This window comes from Agrobacterium tumefaciens (assembly GCF_031801495.1).
GTDB lineage: Bacteria > Pseudomonadota > Alphaproteobacteria > Rhizobiales > Rhizobiaceae > Agrobacterium > Agrobacterium tumefaciens_K.
Genome location: NZ_JAOEGC010000001.1, coordinates 902,830 through 922,392, shown reverse-complemented (window position 1 = coordinate 922,392; position 19,563 = coordinate 902,830). Strand labels below are relative to the sequence as shown.

At 58.4% G+C, this 19,563-nt stretch carries 17 protein-coding genes and 1 riboswitch; of the genes, 13 read left to right on the top strand and 4 right to left on the bottom strand.

Annotated features, from left to right (window positions below; translation table 11 throughout):
* Positions 1–109: 109 nt before the first annotated feature.
* Positions 110–343: riboswitch (cobalamin riboswitch) on the bottom strand.
* 68 nt (positions 344–411) lie between these two features.
* On the bottom strand, positions 412–1,302 hold the full coding sequence (locus N7578_RS04285) for a GNAT family N-acetyltransferase (RefSeq protein WP_311109059.1): 891 nt from the start codon (positions 1,300–1,302) through the stop codon (positions 412–414).
* 237 nt (positions 1,303–1,539) lie between these two features.
* Between N7578_RS04285 and argE the strand changes: the two genes are divergently transcribed.
* The 6 genes from argE (at position 1,540) to N7578_RS04255 (ending at position 8,128) form a co-directional block, all read left to right on the top strand.
* On the top strand, positions 1,540–2,664 hold the full coding sequence (gene argE, locus N7578_RS04280; protein WP_311110052.1) for an acetylornithine deacetylase: 1,125 nt from the start codon (positions 1,540–1,542) through the stop codon (positions 2,662–2,664).
* A gap of 24 nt (positions 2,665–2,688) precedes the next feature.
* Entirely contained in the window at positions 2,689–3,615 is a 927-nt protein-coding gene (locus N7578_RS04275) for a glyoxylate/hydroxypyruvate reductase A (protein ID WP_311109058.1), read from the top strand.
* 25 nt (positions 3,616–3,640) lie between these two features.
* Entirely contained in the window at positions 3,641–3,997 is a 357-nt protein-coding gene (locus tag N7578_RS04270; RefSeq protein ID WP_311109057.1) for a cupin domain-containing protein, read from the top strand.
* Positions 3,998–4,134: 137 nt separating this feature from the next.
* A complete protein-coding gene (locus N7578_RS04265) occupies positions 4,135–5,598 on the top strand; it encodes an aldehyde dehydrogenase family protein (RefSeq protein ID WP_311109056.1) in 1,464 nt (487 codons plus the stop codon).
* A 13-nt stretch (positions 5,599–5,611) separates the two neighbouring features.
* Positions 5,612–6,655 carry a tartrate dehydrogenase gene (locus tag N7578_RS04260; protein ID WP_311109055.1) on the top strand — a complete coding sequence of 348 codons (1,044 nt, stop codon included), beginning with the start codon at positions 5,612–5,614 and terminating at the stop codon, positions 6,653–6,655.
* Positions 6,656–6,670: 15 nt separating this feature from the next.
* Positions 6,671–8,128: an NAD-dependent succinate-semialdehyde dehydrogenase gene (locus N7578_RS04255; RefSeq protein WP_311109054.1), complete on the top strand. Its 1,458-nt coding sequence runs from the start codon at positions 6,671–6,673 to the stop codon at positions 8,126–8,128.
* Positions 8,129–8,217: 89 nt separating this feature from the next.
* Here the strand turns inward: N7578_RS04255 and N7578_RS04250 are convergent, their stop codons facing one another.
* The gene (locus N7578_RS04250; RefSeq protein WP_311109053.1) at positions 8,218–9,492 is read right to left on the bottom strand and encodes an FAD-binding oxidoreductase; all 1,275 of its coding nucleotides are present in this window, start codon (positions 9,490–9,492) and stop codon (positions 8,218–8,220) included.
* A 16-nt stretch (positions 9,493–9,508) separates the two neighbouring features.
* Complete coding sequence (locus N7578_RS04245) at positions 9,509–10,177, bottom strand: haloacid dehalogenase type II (protein WP_311109052.1); 669 nt, start codon at positions 10,175–10,177, stop codon at positions 9,509–9,511.
* A gap of 324 nt (positions 10,178–10,501) precedes the next feature.
* Here N7578_RS04245 and N7578_RS04240 point away from each other — a divergent pair, with 324 nt between their 5' ends.
* The 7 genes from N7578_RS04240 (at position 10,502) to N7578_RS04210 (ending at position 18,949) form a co-directional block, all read left to right on the top strand.
* Positions 10,502–11,338 (top strand): GNAT family N-acetyltransferase, encoded by an 837-nt coding sequence (locus tag N7578_RS04240; protein WP_311109051.1) that lies wholly within the window; start codon positions 10,502–10,504, stop codon positions 11,336–11,338.
* A gap of 14 nt (positions 11,339–11,352) precedes the next feature.
* Positions 11,353–12,726, top strand: coding sequence for an aspartate aminotransferase family protein (locus N7578_RS04235; RefSeq protein WP_311109050.1), 1,374 nt, complete (start codon positions 11,353–11,355; stop codon positions 12,724–12,726).
* A 254-nt stretch (positions 12,727–12,980) separates the two neighbouring features.
* Entirely contained in the window at positions 12,981–13,694 is a 714-nt protein-coding gene (locus N7578_RS04230) for an HAD-IA family hydrolase (protein ID WP_311109049.1), read from the top strand.
* 94 nt (positions 13,695–13,788) lie between these two features.
* Entirely contained in the window at positions 13,789–15,399 is a 1,611-nt protein-coding gene (locus N7578_RS04225; RefSeq protein ID WP_311109048.1) for an ABC transporter substrate-binding protein, read from the top strand.
* A gap of 93 nt (positions 15,400–15,492) precedes the next feature.
* A complete protein-coding gene (locus tag N7578_RS04220; RefSeq protein WP_311109047.1) occupies positions 15,493–16,443 on the top strand; it encodes an ABC transporter permease in 951 nt (316 codons plus the stop codon).
* Positions 16,443–17,294, top strand: coding sequence for an ABC transporter permease (locus N7578_RS04215; protein WP_311109046.1), 852 nt, complete (start codon positions 16,443–16,445; stop codon positions 17,292–17,294). The genes N7578_RS04220 and N7578_RS04215 overlap by 1 nt, the downstream gene beginning before the upstream one ends.
* Entirely contained in the window at positions 17,294–18,949 is a 1,656-nt protein-coding gene (locus N7578_RS04210) for an ABC transporter ATP-binding protein (RefSeq protein ID WP_311109045.1), read from the top strand. The genes N7578_RS04215 and N7578_RS04210 overlap by 1 nt, the downstream gene beginning before the upstream one ends.
* 45 nt (positions 18,950–18,994) lie before the next feature.
* Here the strand turns inward: N7578_RS04210 and N7578_RS04205 are convergent, their stop codons facing one another.
* The gene (locus N7578_RS04205; protein ID WP_003506856.1) at positions 18,995–19,471 is read right to left on the bottom strand and encodes an Lrp/AsnC family transcriptional regulator; all 477 of its coding nucleotides are present in this window, start codon (positions 19,469–19,471) and stop codon (positions 18,995–18,997) included.
* Positions 19,472–19,563: the final 92 nt, after the last annotated feature.

Sequence of the window (19,563 nt, the reverse complement as noted above, 5' to 3'; positions counted from 1 at the left end):
GAGCGACAGACAAGCGACGATCCTGAAGGTGGAGAACAAGACACGGAATGAGAATCCGCGCTAAAGAATATCATGGCCTGCTCCTCTTCCGGGCATCCCCGCCCGTAACGATGGTCGTTGTCCTGACGGCAGGTCTCCTGGCTCACGAATATCTACCGCCCACCTGCCTTCCCGCATCGGTGAGGATGCAGTGGCATGACGCACGAGGCGCCACGAGGATGGACGGTAATCCGCTTACAGTTGCGGGGGCAGCCATGGCATTGAGGCGTCGAGGACGTCGCACCATGTTCCCTATTAATCCCCTCGCCTTTCAGCTTGGGGAACCGTCGACAATTGACATACGCAGCAACGCGTCATGCGTCAATGCCCTGACGGTGGCATGATTGATACCCGGACGCGCGATGGCGATTTTCAGCCAAGAGACGGCCCGACCAGGGCGAATGTTCTCACTTGCCCTGACCTGTCGGCATAGCGGCCGGTCACCGGGGCGGGACCTGCCATCGTTGTCAGTGTTTCGAAAACAGCCAGTCCGGACTGAACCAGAAAATCGGTAAATGGCCCCTCGTCGCATGGCGTATCGAGACGCACAGACTGGTCCGGCAGATCGGCGAGATGTCGCCTGACGACCGCTACCGCGTCCTCGGTATTTTCCGCAACCACCGGGCCGACGATATGACCTCGCCCGGCGGCCCTGCGAATAGCAAACGCCTTCAGACGCGCCCCCTCGAACAGTCCGTATCCAACGTTCCGGGCGAGAAGATGCCGCATGACATCCGCCCTTGAGACACCGAAGGCGTCACAATCGGCGTCGATCACCGCGGGCACGTCTGCCGCTGACAGGCGCTCGATCCGTTTTTTCCTTGGGAATGCCGTCGGCTCGGCCATGGGACGCACCTTGCCGCGATACAGATGAACTTCTTCCGCCTCGCCCGCGAAACCAAGCGACTGGAAAACCCGTCGGGCGACTCCTGTCGCATTCAACCTGAAAGTCGCGCCCGGAAAATCACAGATAAGCTGCCTTACCAGCCACGGCGCAACTCCTTGTCCTTGCAACCTGGGAGATACGATAACCATACCGAGCGTCGCAAAACCATCGCTGAATGGAAACACCATTGCGGTTGCCACAACGCGGTCGATTTCATCGAGCGCGGCAATACCGTGACCGCACTGGCGCAGAAAGCACCATTCGTTTGCGTGGTATCGCCAGCCGACCGTCATCGACAAGGCATGCAGCTTGTCGGGATGCACATCAGCAATACTCACTGTCCGCAGTTCGAAACTGTCGACTCTCAGACGATCCATGGCAAACGGCCCTGCTCCTCCCTTGACTGAGACTGCCCTGCGACAGAGGACGCGGCCAGCCCCAGCCGGTAACGTCCGAGATTACCCGGACCTGTCAGCACGAATTCCCTGAAAGCCTTGAGGTGGCACAACAATCTACCGAAATGGGCTCCATTTCAGCAGATAAACATGCTCCACAGCCCTAAGCTCTGCGGACGAAAATATCCGGCCGCACCGGCAGTCGGCAACAGGGGTACCATGAACGCAATCAACATCCTCGAGCGCCTGACGGGTTTCCCCTCGATCGTTGGCACCTCCAACGAAGATATCTGCGGCTGGATTGCCAACTATCTGGCTGCCTACGGCGCGAAGGTGTCCGTGCTTCACGGACCAGAAGGGGATCGCGCCAATATTTTTGCGACCTTTGGACCTGCCGATGTCGCTGGCTACGTCCTGTCCGGCCACATGGATATCGTGCCTGCGACAGAGCCAGAATGGCAATCCGATCCATTCGTCTTGAAAGCCGATGGAGATCGCTTCTACGGACGCGGCACGACAGACATGAAGGGTTTCCTTGCGGCTGTGCTGGCGACTGCGCCGGAGCTTTCGGCGATGGCGCTGAAGCGGCCAATCCATATTGCGTTCTCCTACGATGAAGAAGCCGGATGCCGGGGCGTTCCGCATCTCATCGCGAAATTACCGGAGCTTTGCGCCAAACCGGCAGGCGCGATCATCGGCGAACCTAGCAACATGCGGGGCGTGCGCGCCCATAAGGGTAAAGCCGCCGCACGGATTACCCTTCGCGGACGCTCCGGCCATTCATCGCGTCCAGATCAGGGAGTAAACGCCATTCACCTGATGACCGGGGTGTTGGCCAAAGCGGTAGAAAGCGCACAGGCTCTCGCGCAAGGTCCGTTCGACACGACCTTCGCACCCCCCTATTCCTCGCTTCAGGTCGGCACGGTCCGGGGAGGACAGGCCATCAACATCATTCCCGATTTGTGCGTTGCCGAGTTGGAAGCGCGGGCAATCTCCGGCGTATCGCCAACCGCCCTGCTCGAGCCGATACGTGCTGCCGTCGAAACCCTGGCAGCCAATGGCATCGACATCGAATGGACGCCGATGAGCGACTATCCTGCCCTTTCTCTGGCTGCCGGCTCTCCGCTGGTCGCCCTCGTGGAAGAACTGACCCGATGCGCGTCGCTGGCAGCCGTCAGCTACGGCACCGAAGCCGGACTGTTTCAGGCAGCTGGCATCGACGCCATCATCTGCGGCCCTGGCGACATTGGCCGCGCGCATAAGCCGAACGAGTTCATAACGGCAGGCGAACTGGCCGCCTGTCAGTCGATGGTGGAAGCCCTTGGCGCTCGCTGCGCATCCTGATTTTTTTGGAAAGGCCGATTTCAGATGACTTTTCTTTTCAACTCCGATGCAAAACGTGGCGCGATCTTTCAGGAAGCCTTCGCCCGCGATTTGCCGCATGTCCCTTTTTCCATGAGCCCTGCCAACGTCGATCCAGATGCTGTGCGCTACCTCATCACATGGACGCTGCCGGAGGATATCAACCGTTATAAAAACCTCGAGATATTGTTCTCGATTGGGGCGGGTGTCGACCAGTTCAGCATTGAAGCGGTGCCAGAGCACGTTCAGGTCGTTCGGATGGTGGATGAAAGCATCGTCCGTATGATGCAGGAGTATATAACGCTCGGCGTTCTCTCGCTTCATCGAAACCTGCCAGCCTATATCCACCAGCAGAGCAAGTCTCTCTGGCACGCATTGCCGGGACAATCACAGGCGGAAGATCGCAGGGTCGGCGTTCTGGGGCTCGGATCGCTCGGCATCGCCGCACTGGAAAGGCTGAAACCTTTCGGATTTCCACTGTCCGGCTGGAGCAGATCTCCCCGCGCAATCGATGGTGTGACATGTCATCATGGCGAAGCGGGATTGAAAACGCTGCTTTCCACCAGCGACATCCTCATCTGCCTTCTGCCGTTGACCGACGAAACAATCGGCCTTCTGAACGCCGAACGTCTCGCCCTGCTGCCAGCGGGTGCCGGTCTGGTCCATGCCGGACGCGGCCGCCAGCTCGACCACGAAGCACTGCTGGATGCTCTCGACGGCGACCACCTCTCGGGCGCAGTCATCGACGTGACTGATCCGGAACCCCTGCCTGAAGGCCACCGCTTCTGGACGCATCCGAAAATTCTTCTGACGCCACATATCGCAAGCGTCACCCAACCCCATTCTGCGGCGCGCACGACCGTCGACAACATCAAGCGTTACGAATCCGGCCTGGAGCCGATTGGCCTCGTTGACCGTCGACGCGGCTACTGAACCATCGCAATACGAAAGAAATTCCATGTCTCTTCTCAAGACCATCGACACAAATCCATCCTTTGAACCCAAAGCTTCCAAGGCGTTGCCGGAACGCCTTATCTCAGGCGATCCGTCTTTCAAGACATGGGCGCAGGACGACGCGCGCAACAGCACGGTTCATACGGGCGTATGGGAAGCCACGCCGGGAGAAACCCGCTCCATCAAGGGCGAAACGTTCGAGTTCTGCCACATTCTCGAAGGTGTGATCGAAATCATTCCCGAAGATGGCGCTCCGATACGCTATACGGCTGGCGACAGTTTCGTGATGAAACCCGGCTTTGTGGGCGTCTGGAAAACCATTGAAACCGTCCGGAAAATCTACGTCACCGTCACGGATTGACCTGAAAACCGGTCGCCGAAGATTGCGCTGTCTGCCTATGACAAAACGGGATTTTCGTTCAAGGCCAGTGCCGTAGTCGGTCGATGCTGCTTGCCGTCAGGGACTAGCGTTTCAGGAATATCAAGGAAGGGTTCCACATGACGCTCAGCTTCGATCCGGACAGCCTGTCTCTGCCGGTCGGCCATTTCATCGGCGACCGATTGATCCCTGCCAAAGATGGTATCGACATGTACCGCCCCTCGGACGGCGTTGCATATGCAGGCTGCCCGAAAGCCGACGAGGCAGTCGTGGATCAGGCAGTGCAAACTGCCAAGGCTGCCCTGAAAAGCAGCAACTGGGGCGGCGTGCGTCCACGCGAGCGCACAAAGGTCCTGCAACGTTGGGCCGACCTGATCGAAACGGAGGCCGAAACGCTGGCGAAGATCGAGGCACTGTCCTCGACGCGGCCAGTCGGTCATCTGGTCGCTGGTGATATCGCAATCACCGCCGAGCAGATCCGTTTCTTTGCCGAATTCGCCGACAAGGAAGGCGGCGATCTGGTGCCGACCGACGATACCAGTGTCGGCATGATCGTCACGGAACCTTATGGCGTTGTGGGCGCGATCACGCCATGGAATTTCCCCATATCCATGGCGGGCTGGAAACTTGGCCCAGCACTCGCGGCAGGCAACGCCGTTGTGCTGAAACCATCGGAAATCACGCCATTTTCGACCATCTACTTGGCGCAGCTTGCCATCAGGGCCGGTCTGCCCGCCGGCCTCATCAATATCGTGCTAGGCGACGGGCCGGTAACCGGCAATGCGATCACGGGACACCCGGACATTTCCAAGGTCAGCTTCACCGGCTCAACAGCCGCAGGTGCTGCGATCATGGCTAACGTTGCCCGTACCGGCATCAAGCCGATGACGCTGGAGCTTGGCGGGAAAAGCCCGCAGCTTGTTTTTGCCGATGCAGACATTGAAAAAGCGGCAGCGGCAATTGCTGGCAATATTCTTTCCAATGCCGGACAGGCGTGCGTGGCCGGTTCACGGGTCATTGTAGAGGAAAGTGCTGCTGATGCGCTTTCTTCAGCGATCATTGCCCGGATGAAAAAGGCGCAACCCGGCCCGACCTGGGATGAGACAACGCAATATTCACCGATCATCTCGGAGGTTCAGCGCAAGCGGATCGACGGCATCGTGCAGGCGGCGATCGCCCATGGCGGCGAATGCCTGACCGGTGGCGCCGTCATGGATGGCCCCGGTTACTTCTACCAGCCAACGTTGATCGCCAATGTCGACCAGACGTCGCCTGCCGTCATCGAGGAAATCTTCGGGCCGGTCCTGACCCTTCAAACCTTCCGGACAGAGGAAGAGGCGCTGGCGCTTTCCGATCATCCGACCTACGGTCTGGCGGCCGGCCTTTTCAGCCGCGACGTATCGCGCGTCCTGCGCCTCTCCCGGAAAATTCAGGCTGGAACGATCTGGGTCAACCGTTATGGCCGCTCGCGGGACCACATATTGCCGACTGGGGGCTACAAGCGTTCCGGCATCGGCAAGGATCTCGGTCGTGAAGCCTATCTCGCCAACCGCAAGAGCAAAAGCGTCCTTATCGGATTGTAACAGGGGAAACATCGTGAAAACCCATCGCATCGCACTCATTCCCGGAGACGGCATCGGCAGCAGCGTCACCGACGCCGCCTGGACGGTTCTCAATGCCGCAGCAAAAGGCTCCGGTTTTGCGCTTGAAGGAACCGAATTCCCCTGGTCTTGCGCTTTCTACAAAGAAACCGGAGCGATGATGCCGAAGGACGGCATCGAGACGCTTCGGAATTTCGACGCCATCCTGCTCGGTGCTGTCGGCTGGCCAGCGGAAGTGCCGGATTCCGTTTCGCTGCATGGCCTGCTGCTGCCGATCCGCAAGGCTTTCGTACAATATGCCAATATTCGCCCGCACCGGCTTTTGCCGGGCGTTCAGGGTCCGCTGAAATCGGACGGCTTCGACATTCTCTGCATTCGCGAGAATACGGAAGGCGAATATTCCGGCGCAGGCGGGCGCGTGCATCAGGGCACTGCCGACGAGGTTGCTGTGGAAACGTCGATCTTCACCCGCAAGGGTGTCGAGCGCATTTTGCGCTTCGGCTTCGAGCAGGCACGCCAACGCCGCGGCAAGCTGGCCTCGATCACCAAATCCAACGCCCAGAAATATTCCATGGTCTTCTGGGATGAGATCACCCATATGCTCGCTGCGGAATATACCGATGTCGAGGTTTCAAGCTACCACATCGACGCAATGGCCGCGCGTATGGTGATGGCGCCTGAAAGCCTCGATGTGATTGTCGCCTCGAACCTCTTCGGCGACATTCTGACCGATCTCGGCGCGGCCATTCAGGGCGGCCTCGGGTTCGCAGCCTCTGCCAATATCAATCCCGACCGGACAGCCCCATCGATGTTCGAGCCGGTCCACGGCTCCGCGCCCGATATCGCCCATCTGGGCATCGCCAATCCGATGGCGGCGATCTGGTCCGGTGCGATGATGCTGGAACACCTTGGCGAACAGGAAGCGGCCAAACGCGTGATGACGGCGCTGGAAACAGCCACCTCACGCGGTATCGGCACCGTTCCCGGCAAGGACAAGACGGACACAATTACAGCCGCAGTTCTTGCGGCGCTCGACTGATTTCGGAGACATGACATGCAAGCGTTGAAGGACAAGGAACTTTTTCGCCAGACCGGTCTGATCGGCGGCGCGTGGACGACCGCAACCTCCGCCAAGACGGTGGATGTTATCGACCCGGCGACACAGGCAGTGATCGGCACCGTTCCGGACATGGGGAGTGCGGAAACCCACGCTGCTATCGAAGCCGCCAATGCCGCCTATGGTCCTTGGAAAAAGAAAACCCATGCCGAACGGGCGGCCCTGCTCGAAAAGTGGTATGCGCTGATGATCGAGCATATCGATGATCTCGGCCTGATCCTGACGACGGAACAGGGCAAACCGCTTGACGAGGCGAAAGGTGAAATTCGCTATGGCGCGTCTTTCGTCAAATGGTTCGCCGAAGAAGCACGCCGGATCAGCGGCGGTACGATCCCCTCGCCGACACCCGACCGGCGCATCGTAGTACTCAAGGAACCCGTCGGCGTCTGCGGCATCATCACGCCATGGAATTTTCCGAATGCGATGATTACCCGTAAAGTAGCACCCGCACTTGCGGCAGGCTGCACCGTCGTCATCAAGCCCTCGGAATTCACGCCCTATTCGGCGCTGGCGCTCGGCGTTCTTGCCGAACGCGCTGGTATTCCCACCGGTGTCATCAATATCGTCACAGGCATGCCGACAGAAATCGGCAATGAGATCATGGCCAATGAAACGGTCCGCAAAATCTCCTTTACCGGCTCTACCCGTGTCGGATCGCTTTTGATGCGCGGGGCGGCGGACAGCGTGAAGCGGCTTTCGCTGGAACTCGGCGGCAACGCACCCTTCATCGTCTTCGATGACGCGGATCTCGACCTCGCAATCGAAGGCGCCATCCTTTCCAAGTTCCGCAACGGCGGGCAGACCTGCGTTTGCGCCAATCGCATTCTCGTTCAGGCAAGCGTCTATGACACTTTCGCCAAAATGCTAGCAAAACGCGCCGACGCGATGAAAGTAGGCCCGGGAACGGAACCCGGCGTCGCTATAGGTCCCATGATTAACGAACCGGCAATCGAAAAAATCCGCGCACATGTCGATGATGCAGTTTCCAAAGGCGCGACGGTCATCACCAAGCCGCATGCCTTGCCGGACGGTCCGCAATATACGGCGCCGATCGTCCTGACAGGAGCGACAACCGAGATGCGCCTCGCCAGTGAGGAAACGTTCGGACCCGTCGCACCGCTGTTCCGCTTCGAGACGGAAGAGGAGGCGATTGCCATCGCCAACGGCACGCCATTCGGCCTTGCCGCCTATTTCTACACGGAAAACCTCAAGCGCGCCTGGCGCGTGGGCGAGGCGCTGGAATTCGGCATGGTTGGCCTCAACACCGGTGCGATCTCCACTGAAGTCGCACCGTTCGGCGGCGTCAAGCAGTCCGGCCTCGGTCGCGAAGGCGCACAGGTCGGCATCGAAGAATATCTTGAAATCAAGACCTTCCATATCGGCGGGCTTAACTGAACACTCTTCACGGTCTCCCCGACTGGAGGGCCGCTTGCGGCCCTCTTTTTTCATCACCACAAAAAAGCGGCCCGAAGGCCGCCTTGTGTTTACTGGAACTTGTCGAGCATCTTGTAATAGAAACCGACGAGCGGCAGAAACCACGGCTTGCCGAAATGGCCGGGAACGGCTGGCCAGTCCAGCCCTTTCAGCGGATTGCGATCCGGTCGCCCCATAATGGCATCCGCCATGGTCATGCCAAGGTGGGTGGAGAGCTGCGCGCCGTGGCCGGAGTAACCCATCGCGTACCAAACCCCATCCTGATACCCAGCGCGCGGGTAACGATCCTTGGTCATGTCTACGAGGCCGCCCCAGCAATAGTCGATCGGCACATGCGAAAGCTGCGGAAAGATCCGGTGCAGGCTTTCGGTGAGGATCGCACCGCTTTTGGCATCCGAGCGTTGATCGGACGTTGCTGAAAACCGGGCGCGACCACCGAAAATCAATCGGTTGTCAGGTGCCAAACGGAAATAATTGCCGATATTCATGGTGTTCACGTAGGTACGGTTACCGGGAACGGATGCCTGTACCTCGTCTTCCGTCAAAGGCCGCGTGGCAATGATGAAGCTGCCGACCGCTATGATGCGACGACGGAAGTAACCAAAACCCGACGGCGTATAAGCCCCGGTCGCGATCAGAACGTTGTTCGCGGTCAACTTTCCGCGCACGGTTTCCAATTCGTGGGTATTACCGTTCTGCGTGTGCTTCGTAACCGCGGCATTTTCGAAGATCACTGCACCATGACGGCTGGCGGCTTGCGCCAGACCTGCCGCGTATCGGCCCATATGCATCATGGCGCTCTTTTTCGACAGCATCGCGCCGTAAAAAGGCGAACCAATCTCGTTTTTGAGATCGGCAGGAGAAAGAAGCGCCGTGTCAGGGTCCACTTCGGCATTGAGCGCCTCGAAATTTTTCGCCAGACCACCGAAATGCTGCGGCTTGGAAGCCAGCTTCAGCTTGCCGGAACGGCGGAAATTGCAATCAATGCCTTCCTCCGCAATCAGCGCCTCCAGCGTATCAACGGAATCGTCCAGCGCCTTATAGAGCGCAATCGCCCTTTCCTTCCCCAATTCCGCCTTGGCAGACAGGTAGGAATGGGCAAGACCGTTGTTGAGGTGCCCGCCGTTACGGCCGGAGGCACCCCAGCCGACGCGCTCGCCTTCCAGCACGATGACCCGCGCACCGGCTTTTGCAAGCTGCAGCGCCGCGCCCAGACCCGTGAAGCCGCCACCAATGACAGCCACATCGTAGTGCCCTTCGACAGAGCCTTTCGCGCCGCCTGCAAACTGCGGCGCCGTGTCGTGCCAATAGGAGACGAACTTCATGGTCTGTTTCCTTCCCTTACAATCCGACGACGCCTGCAAGGCCGGAAATATCGGCGATCTCGACGTAACCGTAATAGGGATTCGCCGGCTCATGGCCACGGTTTACCCAGACCTTGTTCTTGATACCAAGATCATGCGCGGACATCAGGTCGTAACGGAACGACGAAGAAACGTGCAGCATGTCTTCCGGGCCGCAACCCAGCATGTCGAACATGTATTCGAACGCCTTGAAGCGCGGCTTGTAAGCCTGCGCCTGCTCGGCCGTATAGACAGCATGAAAAGGTGCGCCGAGTTTTTCGACATTCGACATGATCTGCGAATTCATAGCATTGGAGAGGATGACGAGCGGAATTTCCTTGGCAACCTTCGCCAGTCCCGCCGGAACATCCGCGTGCGGCCCCCACGTCGGGACACGCTCGTAGACGAATGTGCCGTCCTCATCCTTGAAGGACACGTCGTTGCGCTTGCAGGCGCGCTTCAGTGAGTTGTGAACCACGTCGGCATAGGGCTTCCAGTCGCCCATGATCTCATCGAGACGGTAGGCAGCAAAATTCTTGATGAACTGCTGCATCGCAGCCTCGGTCAGACGGTCTCCGTACAGATCGCGGGCGGCTTCAGCCATCTGGAAGTTGATGAGCGTGCCATAGCAATCGAAAGAGATGTATTTGGGGCGGAAGGTGGTCATGTCGTCCTTATCCTTGTCTGAATGGTCGATGGTGGCCGGAACATCAAGATCATAGAAAGCCTTTATCCGGCCGACGCACCGCAATTGCCATCCGGGGAAGCAGATTGTTGCGTATGCGACCGCCAGTTTGGCAGAGAGTTGCGCATCCACTCATCGCCGACTCTAAACCGATCCGATTTGCCGCTCGATACAGGAGATGTGCGGCATAAGATGCGGCAGCAGGTAAAAGCAACAGCCAAACATATCGAAGCTGGTGATTTGTCGGGACAATCTTCTTCCGGCTCCGGTCTATCACTGAATAAGAAGATGAAGTGGAGTTTGGGCATGCAGGCTGACCTGATCGATATCCAGAATTTTCAACCCGAACACCTTGATGGCGCTGTCGAACTTTCACGCCAGGCCGGCTGGCCACACCGGAAACAAGACTGGGCGCTGGTTCTTTCTCTCAGCAAGGGTTTCGTCGCCCTCGAAAACGGACGCATCGTCGGAACGGCGATGGCAACGTTGTTTGACGAGACGTGCGCCACCGTCAATATGGTCATCGTCGACGAAACCATGCGCGGCCGTGGTCTGGGCCGCAGGCTGATGCAGGCAGCGCTTGACGCGGCCGAAGGGCGCGAATGCCGCCTGATCGCCACGGCAGACGGTCTCCCGCTTTATGAGAAGATGGGGTTCATCGCCCGGGGAGAAGTGATTCAGCATCAGGGCATTGCGGCACAGGCAGACAGGCCGGCGGGCGTTCAATGGGCAACATCGGTCAATGTCGCAGAGCTCCCATCACTCGACAGGCAGGCCTTCGGTGCTGACCGCATCTCCCTGTTTGCAGCACTTGCGGACGATGCACGGTTTGCGGTTCTCAAAAACGGCGACGCAGTTGTCGGCTTTGCAGCGCTTCGGGCTTTCGGCCGAGGCGAAGTCATCGGTCCGGTTGTTGCTTCGAACACTGACGACGCCCGCAGCCTGATCGCGTTCCTCCTCTCCAAAAGGACTGGCGCTTTCGTCCGCGTCGATACCAGGACGGATACGGGGCTTGCCCCGTGGCTCACACAACACGGCCTTGCCCATGTCGGCGGCGGCATTCCCATGCGCCGGGCGACAAACGGCACAGCCGCCGAAACATCTTACAAAACATACGCACTGACCAGTCAGGCACTGGGCTAATCTGGAGATTCCATATGTTGAGCAATTCACTCATCGAGCTTGATCGCGCGCACCTCGTCCATCCCGTGTCATCATTTCGCGGCCATGAAAAGCTTGGCGTGCGTGTTCTCAAATCGGCAACCGGCGCCACCGTGACCGATGTGACGGGCCATCAACTCGTCGACGGTTTTGCTGGCCTGTGGTGTGTGAATGCGGGCTATGGGCACGACAGCATTGTCGAGGCAGCCGCCAGGCAGATGCGTGAATTGCCTTACGCTACCGCCTATTTCGATCTCGGCAGCGAACCTGCCATCCGGCTCGCATCGGAGCTTGCCGACCGTGCGCCCGGCGACCTGAACCACGTCTACTTCACGCTGGGCGGCTCTGATGCCGTCGACAGCACCATTCGTTTCATCCGGTATTACTGGCACGCCAAGGGCCAGCCACAGCGTGACCAGTTCATCTCCATTCAGCAGGGCTATCATGGCTCGACAACCGCCGGCGCCGGTCTGACCGCCCTCCCCGCCTTTCATGCCGGATTCGGCGTGCCTTACGAATGGCAGCACAAGATTCCGTCGCACTACTCTTACCGCAACCCTGTTGGAAGTGACCCCGCGGCAATCATTGCCTCGTCATTGGAGGCATTGAAAGAAAAGATCGAGACAATCGGCCCGGACCGGGTTGCCGCTTTTTATGCGGAACCCATCCAGGGATCGGGTGGCGTGCTGGTTCCGCCTCCCGGCTGGATCAAGGCCATGCGTGAACTCTGCCGCTCGTACGGCATCCTTTTCGTGGCCGATGAGGTCATCACCGGCTTCGGCCGCACCGGTCCCCTGTTCGCCTGCTCCGACGAAGATATCGTTCCGGATTTCATCACGACGGCCAAGGGGCTGACATCTGGGTATGTTCCGATGGGGGCCATGTTCATGGCCGACCACGTTTATGATACAATCGCGGACTTCGCTGGCGAAGCCGCAATCGGTCACGGTTACACCTACTCCGCGCATCCTGTCAGTGCCGCCGTCGGCCTAGAAGTTCTGAGGCTCTACGAAGGCGGGCTGCTTGAAAACGGCAAGCGCGCCGGAGCGCGGTTGATGGCCGGTCTCGAAAGCCTGAGAAACCATCCCCTTGTTGGCGACGTTCGCGGCAGGGGCATGCTTGCTGCCATTGAGCTGGTCACAGACAAGGATAAAAAGACGCCGCTCCCGACCGCAGCCGCACCAGCACGCAAGGTTTTTGACCGCGCCTGGGACAACGGTCTGATCGTTCGCGCCTTTGCAAACGGCATTCTGGGTTATGCGCCCCCCCTCTGCTGCACAGATAGCGATATCGATGCCATTGTCGAGCGAACGCTTAAAACCCTGAACCAGACGCTTGAAGATCCGGCCGTGCGTGCGGCCATGGCCTGAAGCCATCAGCAGGCGTGGCGACATCTCTTCGAAATGTCGCCACGCAAGGCATATTCGCAATTTTCTGCCGAACTCCCGATCCTTTTCGGAGAATCCAGTGTTCCGAAACTGCCAAACTGAACCATGAAAACGGCGCGAAATGCCGAGAAACTCGGCACTTCCGAAAAAAGAAAGGGGCAAAGCACCCCTTTTGGGAACAGAATAATATGCCGCAAGCTCCAGCTACCCGGAGGCGGCAAAGCGGAGACTGTACATTGTCCAAGAACCTGAGCGATTTTAAATACTTGAGCTTCGATGTCGTTGGCACCCTCATCGATTTCGAAGGTGGCCTGAAAGCCACCCTGAAGCAGATCGGCGCCGAGACAGGCGTTGCGGTGGATGGCGAGAAGGCGTTGGCGCTTTATCGTGCAGCCCGCTACAGCGACGCAACCGACCTCTTTCCCGACGATCTGGTCCGCGTCTACCTGATTATCGCGCCAGACCTTGGCCTGCCGGCCGACCGCGCTTATGGCGAACGCCTGCGCGACGCGGCAAAAACGTGGAAAGGCTTCGAGGACAGCCGAGCCGCCATGGCGGAGTTGGCAAAGAACTACAGGCTCATCGCCATGACCAACGCACAGCGGTGGGCCTTCGAGTTTTTCGCAAAGGAACTCGGCAATCCCTTCTACGCCGCCTTTACGGCGGATGACACCGGCACCGAAAAGCCGGATCCCGCCTTCTTCGAGAAGGTCTTTGCCTTCGTCGAGAGCGAAGGAGCGTCGAAAGACGACATCCTGCACGTTGCACAGAGCCAATATCACGATATCGGCATTTCCCGGAAACTCGGCATGACAAATTGCTGGATCGAAAGACGCCATGCCCAGAAGGGTTACGGCGGCACCATCGAACCGGAAAACTTCACCGAGCCAGATTACCACTTCACCTCCATGGCAGCCCTTGCCGAGGCGGTGAAGCAATCTGGCGTCTGAGCCGCCGTGGGCAGGGTTTGTCGCAAACTGGGATGCGGCATGCCGGAATTTTATGACTTGAGACTTCTGCTAAAGACACAAAAAGGGGAAGACCATGAACGACAAGATCACGAACTGGACCCGATCCGACGATGCTGCTGTAGAACAGGCCATACGCCGAGGCGCAACGCGACGCGAGTTGCTTCACATGATGCTGGCGGGCGGTGTTGCGCTTTCCGCAGGCTCCGCAATTCTGGGCCGCGCTTCCCAGGCTGTCGCCGCAACACCGGTTTCCGGTGGCTCGCTGAAAGCCGCAGGCTGGTCCTCCTCCACTGCCGATACGCTCGATCCGGCCAAGGCATCTCTTTCCACGGACTACGTGCGCTGCTGCGCCCTCTACAACCGGCTGAGCTTCCTTGACACCACCGGTACGCCGCAGATGGAGTTGGCCGAATCCATCGAGTCCAAGGACGCGAAGGTCTGGACCGTCAAACTTCGGTCGGGCGTCACATTCCATGACGGCAAGTCTCTCACGGCCGATGACGTCGTTTATTCGCTGAAACGGCACCTCGACCCCGCTGTCGGATCGAAGGTGGCGAAGATCGCCGCACAAATGACCGGCTTCAAAGCCGTCGACAAAAGTACCGTCGAGATCACGCTGACAAGCCCGAATGCCGACCTTCCGACCATTCTGGCGATGCACCACTTCATGATCGTTGCCGACGGCACGACCGATTTTTCAAAGGGCAACGGCACCGGCGCCTTCAAGCTCGAGAAATTCGAACCGGGCGTGCGCTCCGTCATGTCGAAGAACACGAATTACTGGAAATCGGGCGGCCCACACGTCGACTCGTTCGAGTTCTTCGCGATTTCAGAAGACAATGCCCGCGTCAATGCACTGTTGTCCGGTGACATCCAGCTTGCCGCAGCGGTCAATCCACGCGCGCTTCGCCTGCTGGACAAGCAGGAAGGCGTCGTCCTGTCAAAAACGACCTCCGGCAACTATACCAATCTTAACATGCGCCTCGATATGACGCCGGGCAATAATGCCGATTTCATCGCGGGCATGAAGTCGATCGTCAATCGCGAACAGATCGTCAAGGCGGCACTGCGCGGACTGGGTGAGGTCGGCAATGACCAGCCGGTTCCGCCTATGAACCCCTACCACAACCCGAGCCTGAAGCCGAAAGCATTCGATCCGGACAAGGCGAAGTTCCACTTCCAGAGGGCTGGCCTCATCGGCCAGTCCATCCCCGTCATCGCATCCGATGCGGCAAGCTCCTCCGTCGACATGGCGATGATTATCCAGGCATCCGCGGCGGAAATCGGCGTCAAGCTCGATGTCCAGCGTGTGCCTTCGGACGGCTACTGGAGCAACTATTGGCTAAAAGCGCCGATTCATTTTGGCAACATCAACCCGCGCCCGACGCCGGACATCCTTTTCTCGCTCCTGTACGCGTCCGACGCGCCGTGGAACGAAAGCCAGTACAAGTCGCCGAAGTTCGACAAGATGATGCTCGAGGCACGCGGTTTGCTCGACCTCGATAAGCGCAAGGACATCTATTTCGAGCTGGAAACGATGATCGCCGAGGAAGCCGGCACCATCATCCCTGCCTACATCTCCAACGTCGACGCCATCTCATCCAAGCTCAAGGGGCTTGAAGCCAATCCGCTCGGTGGCATGATGGGTTACGCCTTTGCGGAGTATGTCTGGCTCGACGCCTGACGAACCGACCTTGGGACCGGACGTTTTTGCGTCCGGTCCCTTTCCTTTAAGCGGGAGGTTTTACACCCCAGGGCAGGTCGCAGGAGCATCTGAATGAACAGCCGGATAATATCCCTTATCGCCAAGCGGATCGTCGTCATGCTGACGACGCTGCTTATCGTTTCTTTCCTCGTTTTTTCCGCCACGAGCCTTTTGCCCGGCGATACGGCGACGATCCTCCTTGGCCAGGCGGCAACGCCGGAAGCAGTGGCTGGCCTGAGAACGGCAATGCACCTCGACGATCCGGCCCTGGTGCGTTTCGTCCGTTGGATGGTCGGCCTGCTTCAAGGGGAACTCGGCACGTCCTATGCCAACAATATGGCAATCGCCGATCTGATCGGCCCTCGCTTCATCAATTCCATGAAACTTGCCGGCATCACGACGCTGATTGCCGTGCCGCTGGCGCTGACGCTTGGAATAAGTTCCGCAATGCTGCGGGGCACATTGTATGACCGTACGGTGACGGTGCTGACCATCGGCGTCATTTCCGTGCCTGAATTCATGATCGCGACGCTCGCAGTGCTGCTGTTCGCCGTCTATCTGAAATGGCTGCCCGCCCTGTCGCTGGTCAGCGAGGTGAATTCCCTGTTCGACGTCCTGCGTGTCTACGCCATGCCGGTCATTACGCTGACCTTCGTCGTTTCCGCACAGATGATCCGTATGAGCCGCGCCGCCGTTATCGAAACGCTGAACACACCCTATGTCGAGATGGCGCTCCTCAAAGGCGCTCCGCGCTTGCGTATCGTTCTGCGCCATGCGCTTCCGAACGCGCTTGGCCCGATCGTCAACGCTGTCGCTCTATCTCTCTCCTATCTGGTCGGTGGCGTCATCATCGTCGAGACGATCTTCAATTATCCGGGCATCGCCAAGCTGATGGTCGATGGGGTGGCGACGCGGGATCTGCCGCTGATCCAGACCTGCGCGATGATTTTCTGCGTGGGGTATCTCATCTTGATTACCACTGCCGACATTATCGCCATCATGTCCAATCCGAGGTTGCGCTGATGGCTGAACAAATCATTAAAACTTCAGGAGGCTCGCGTTTGGGCTACCGGATAAACCCAGTCGGCGTTTTCGGCTTTCTCGTTATTTTCTTTTGGGCAATGGTCGCGATCTTCGCGCCCTACATCATCCCTCACCCGGTTGGGGAGATCGTCGATTTCGACTACTTTGGCCCGATGACATCGCAGCTGTGGCTGGGCTCCGACTATCTGGGGCGTGACGTGCTGTCGCGCATTCTCATGGGCGCACGCTTCACGGTCGGCATTTCGCTCGCAGCGGTCACGATCGCATGTGTTTCGGGTGTGGTGCTCGGCATGTGTGCAGCAGTGATCGGTGGCTGGTTCGATGCCTGCCTCAGCCGTTTTCTCGATGCCGTCAACTCCATTCCAAGCAAGCTCTTCGGCCTTGTGGTTGTTGCCGCCGTCGGCTCCTCCATTCCGGTACTCGTGATTACACTCTCAGTGATCTACACGCCGGGCGCATATCGTTTTGCCCGTTCGCTCGCCGTCAACATCAATACGATGGATTTCATCACCGTAGCCCGTGTGCGCGGCGAGAACCTTTTCTATCTCATCAGCTCGGAAATCCTGCCGAACATAATCCGCCCTGTCCTGGCAGATCTGGGTGTGCGCTTCGTCTTCATAGTGCTCCTGCTGTCCGGCCTGTCCTTCCTCGGACTTGGCCTTCAGCCACCGGATGCCGACTGGGGCGCACTGGTGCGTGAAAACATTGGCGGCCTGCCATTTGCGGCGCCCGCCGTGATCTTCCCGTGTCTGGCGATTGCCAGCCTGACGATCAGCGTCAATCTGCTGATCGATAATCTGCCGCAAAAAATCCGCGACAGGAGCGAATGATGGCCAATCTCGTAGAAATCCGAAACCTCCAGGTCGAAGCCAGCACCGATTCCGGCCGCCGTGTCGAGATCATCAAGGGCGTCGACATCGACATCGCTGAAGGCGAGATCGTCGCGTTGATCGGTGAAAGCGGCTCGGGCAAAACGACAATCGCCCTGACGCTCATGGGCTATGCCCGTCCGGGCTGCCGTATTTCCGGCGGTAGCGTTAGAGTTTGCGGACAGGACATGGTGCAGCTTTCGGAGAAAGAACGCGCCTCCGTTCGCGGTACGAAAGTCTCTTACGTTCCCCAGAGCGCGGCTGCGGCTTTCAACCCGGCGCAAAAGATCATCGATCAGGTGATCGAGATCACACGTATCCATCGTTTGATGACGCCTGACGAGGCACGTATCAAAGCTGTTGAACTGTTTCGTGCTCTGTCCTTGCCGAACCCTGATACGATCGGCGATCGATATCCGCATCAGGTTTCCGGCGGTCAGCTTCAACGCCTGTCGGCTGCGATGGCCCTTATCGGAAGCCCGAAGCTGGTCATCTTTGACGAGCCAACAACCGCACTGGATGTGACGACACAGATCGAGGTTCTGCGCGCATTCAAGTCGGCAATGCAAAAGGGCGGCATCGGTGGCGTCTACGTATCACACGATCTCGCCGTAGTCGCGCAAATTGCCGATAGGATCGTCGTACTGAAAGGCGGCGAAGTCCAGGAAACCGGAAAAACCGCCGATCTGCTGGAGAACGCGCAACACCCCTACACCCGGCAGCTTCTCAATGCTTTCCACGACAAGGCGCGTATCACAGCGCCCGCCAGGGAAGAGCAGGTCGCTCCCCTATTACAGATCGAAAACCTGATCGCCGGTTACGGCACAAAGGGCGACGACAAGATACCGCTGGTCCGCGCCGTCGATACCGTGAGCCTCTCGGTCTATCCCGGACGCAATCTCGGCATCATCGGTGAATCCGGCTGCGGAAAATCGACGCTGGCACGCGCCATTGCCGGCATTCTTCCCGCGGCAGGCGGCCATATCATCTTCGAAAACCGGGAACTAGACGCAAATGCACGGTGGCGCACCAGCGATCAGCTTCGCCGCATGCAGATCGTTTTCCAGTATGCCGACACCGCCCTAAACCCGTCGAAATCCATCGATGATATCCTCGGACGACCGCTGACCTTTTACCATGGGCTGAAGGGCAAGGCCCGTGATGCGCGGATCGACGAATTGCTTGATATGGTGAAACTGCCCCGTTCGGTGCGGCATCGCAATCCGGCCGGGCTGTCCGGCGGGCAGAAGCAGCGCGTCAACTTTGCAAGAGCGCTTGCTGCGGAACCATCCCTGATTATCTGTGACGAAATCACGTCGGCGCTGGATACGGTGGTGGCCGCTGCGATCATCGATCTGCTTGGCGAACTCCAACGGGAGCTTGGCCTGTCATACATCTTCATCAGCCACGATCTCTCCGTGGTTGAGACTATCTGCGACGAGATCGTCGTGATGTATGGTGGGCGTCAGGTCGAGCACCTGACGACGGACGCGATCAAATCACCGACGCATCCCTATTCGAAGCTGCTGTTCTCTTCAGTGCCCCAGCTCAACCCCAGCTGGCTAGACAATCTTCAGCAGGACGCAGAACTCGTCAGGGAATATTGCAAGCGCTGATACGCCATGACAGCGGCTCTGTTGCGAGCCGCTGTCATCCAGTTTTCAAAGTGGGAATAGACTGGTCAGCGGCATATGCGACTTGATGATCGGTGACTTCAGCACCACGAAGCTGAAATATTTGTCGATACCAACATCCATATCGGTCAGGCGCTCCATGATCGACTGATATTCAACGATACCGGACGTCACGAATTTCAGCAGATAATCGTAACCGCCCGACACGAGATGGCACTCCACCACCTGATCGATCTTTTCGACGACACCGAGAAAGCGGGCGAAATCGATCTGCCTGTGGTTCTTGAGGGTAATTTCCGTGAAAACCGTCAGGGTCTGCCCAAGCTTGTTGATGTTGATCTGGGCAGAATAGCCTTCGATATACCCTTCAGCTTGAAGCTTTTTCACCCGCATCAGGCACGGGCTGGGAGACAGGTTGACCAGTTCGGCCAGTTCCACATTGGTGATACGGCCGTTTTTCTGGAGTTCGTAGAGGATCTTGATGTCGATCCGATCAAGTTTCATCATCGGGCGAACCCCTTCCTGCCGCATGTCCAAAGCGCAGCATAAAATTCCGATACTGCGGTTTAAACTTTATCACATAAGCGGGCTGTGTC

Excerpts from the sequence above, each read along its gene's own strand:
- N7578_RS04285 (WP_311109059.1), bottom strand. The coding sequence starts at position 1,302 with ATGGATCGTCTGAGAGTCGACAGTTTCGAACTGCGGACAGTGAGTATT.
- argE (WP_311110052.1), top strand. The coding sequence starts at position 1,540 with ATGAACGCAATCAACATCCTCGAGCGCCTGACGGGTTTCCCCTCGATC.
- N7578_RS04275 (WP_311109058.1), top strand. The coding sequence starts at position 2,689 with ATGACTTTTCTTTTCAACTCCGATGCAAAACGTGGCGCGATCTTTCAG.
- N7578_RS04270 (WP_311109057.1), top strand. The coding sequence starts at position 3,641 with ATGTCTCTTCTCAAGACCATCGACACAAATCCATCCTTTGAACCCAAA.
- N7578_RS04265 (WP_311109056.1), top strand. The coding sequence starts at position 4,135 with ATGACGCTCAGCTTCGATCCGGACAGCCTGTCTCTGCCGGTCGGCCAT.
- N7578_RS04255 (WP_311109054.1), top strand. The coding sequence starts at position 6,671 with ATGCAAGCGTTGAAGGACAAGGAACTTTTTCGCCAGACCGGTCTGATC.
- N7578_RS04250 (WP_311109053.1), bottom strand. The coding sequence starts at position 9,492 with ATGAAGTTCGTCTCCTATTGGCACGACACGGCGCCGCAGTTTGCAGGC.
- N7578_RS04245 (WP_311109052.1), bottom strand. The coding sequence starts at position 10,177 with ATGACCACCTTCCGCCCCAAATACATCTCTTTCGATTGCTATGGCACG.
- N7578_RS04240 (WP_311109051.1), top strand. The coding sequence starts at position 10,502 with ATGCAGGCTGACCTGATCGATATCCAGAATTTTCAACCCGAACACCTT.
- N7578_RS04235 (WP_311109050.1), top strand. The coding sequence starts at position 11,353 with ATGTTGAGCAATTCACTCATCGAGCTTGATCGCGCGCACCTCGTCCAT.
- N7578_RS04225 (WP_311109048.1), top strand. The coding sequence starts at position 13,789 with ATGAACGACAAGATCACGAACTGGACCCGATCCGACGATGCTGCTGTA.
- N7578_RS04220 (WP_311109047.1), top strand. The coding sequence starts at position 15,493 with ATGAACAGCCGGATAATATCCCTTATCGCCAAGCGGATCGTCGTCATG.
- N7578_RS04215 (WP_311109046.1), top strand. The coding sequence starts at position 16,443 with ATGGCTGAACAAATCATTAAAACTTCAGGAGGCTCGCGTTTGGGCTAC.
- N7578_RS04210 (WP_311109045.1), top strand. The coding sequence starts at position 17,294 with ATGGCCAATCTCGTAGAAATCCGAAACCTCCAGGTCGAAGCCAGCACC.
- N7578_RS04205 (WP_003506856.1), bottom strand. The coding sequence starts at position 19,471 with ATGAAACTTGATCGGATCGACATCAAGATCCTCTACGAACTCCAGAAA.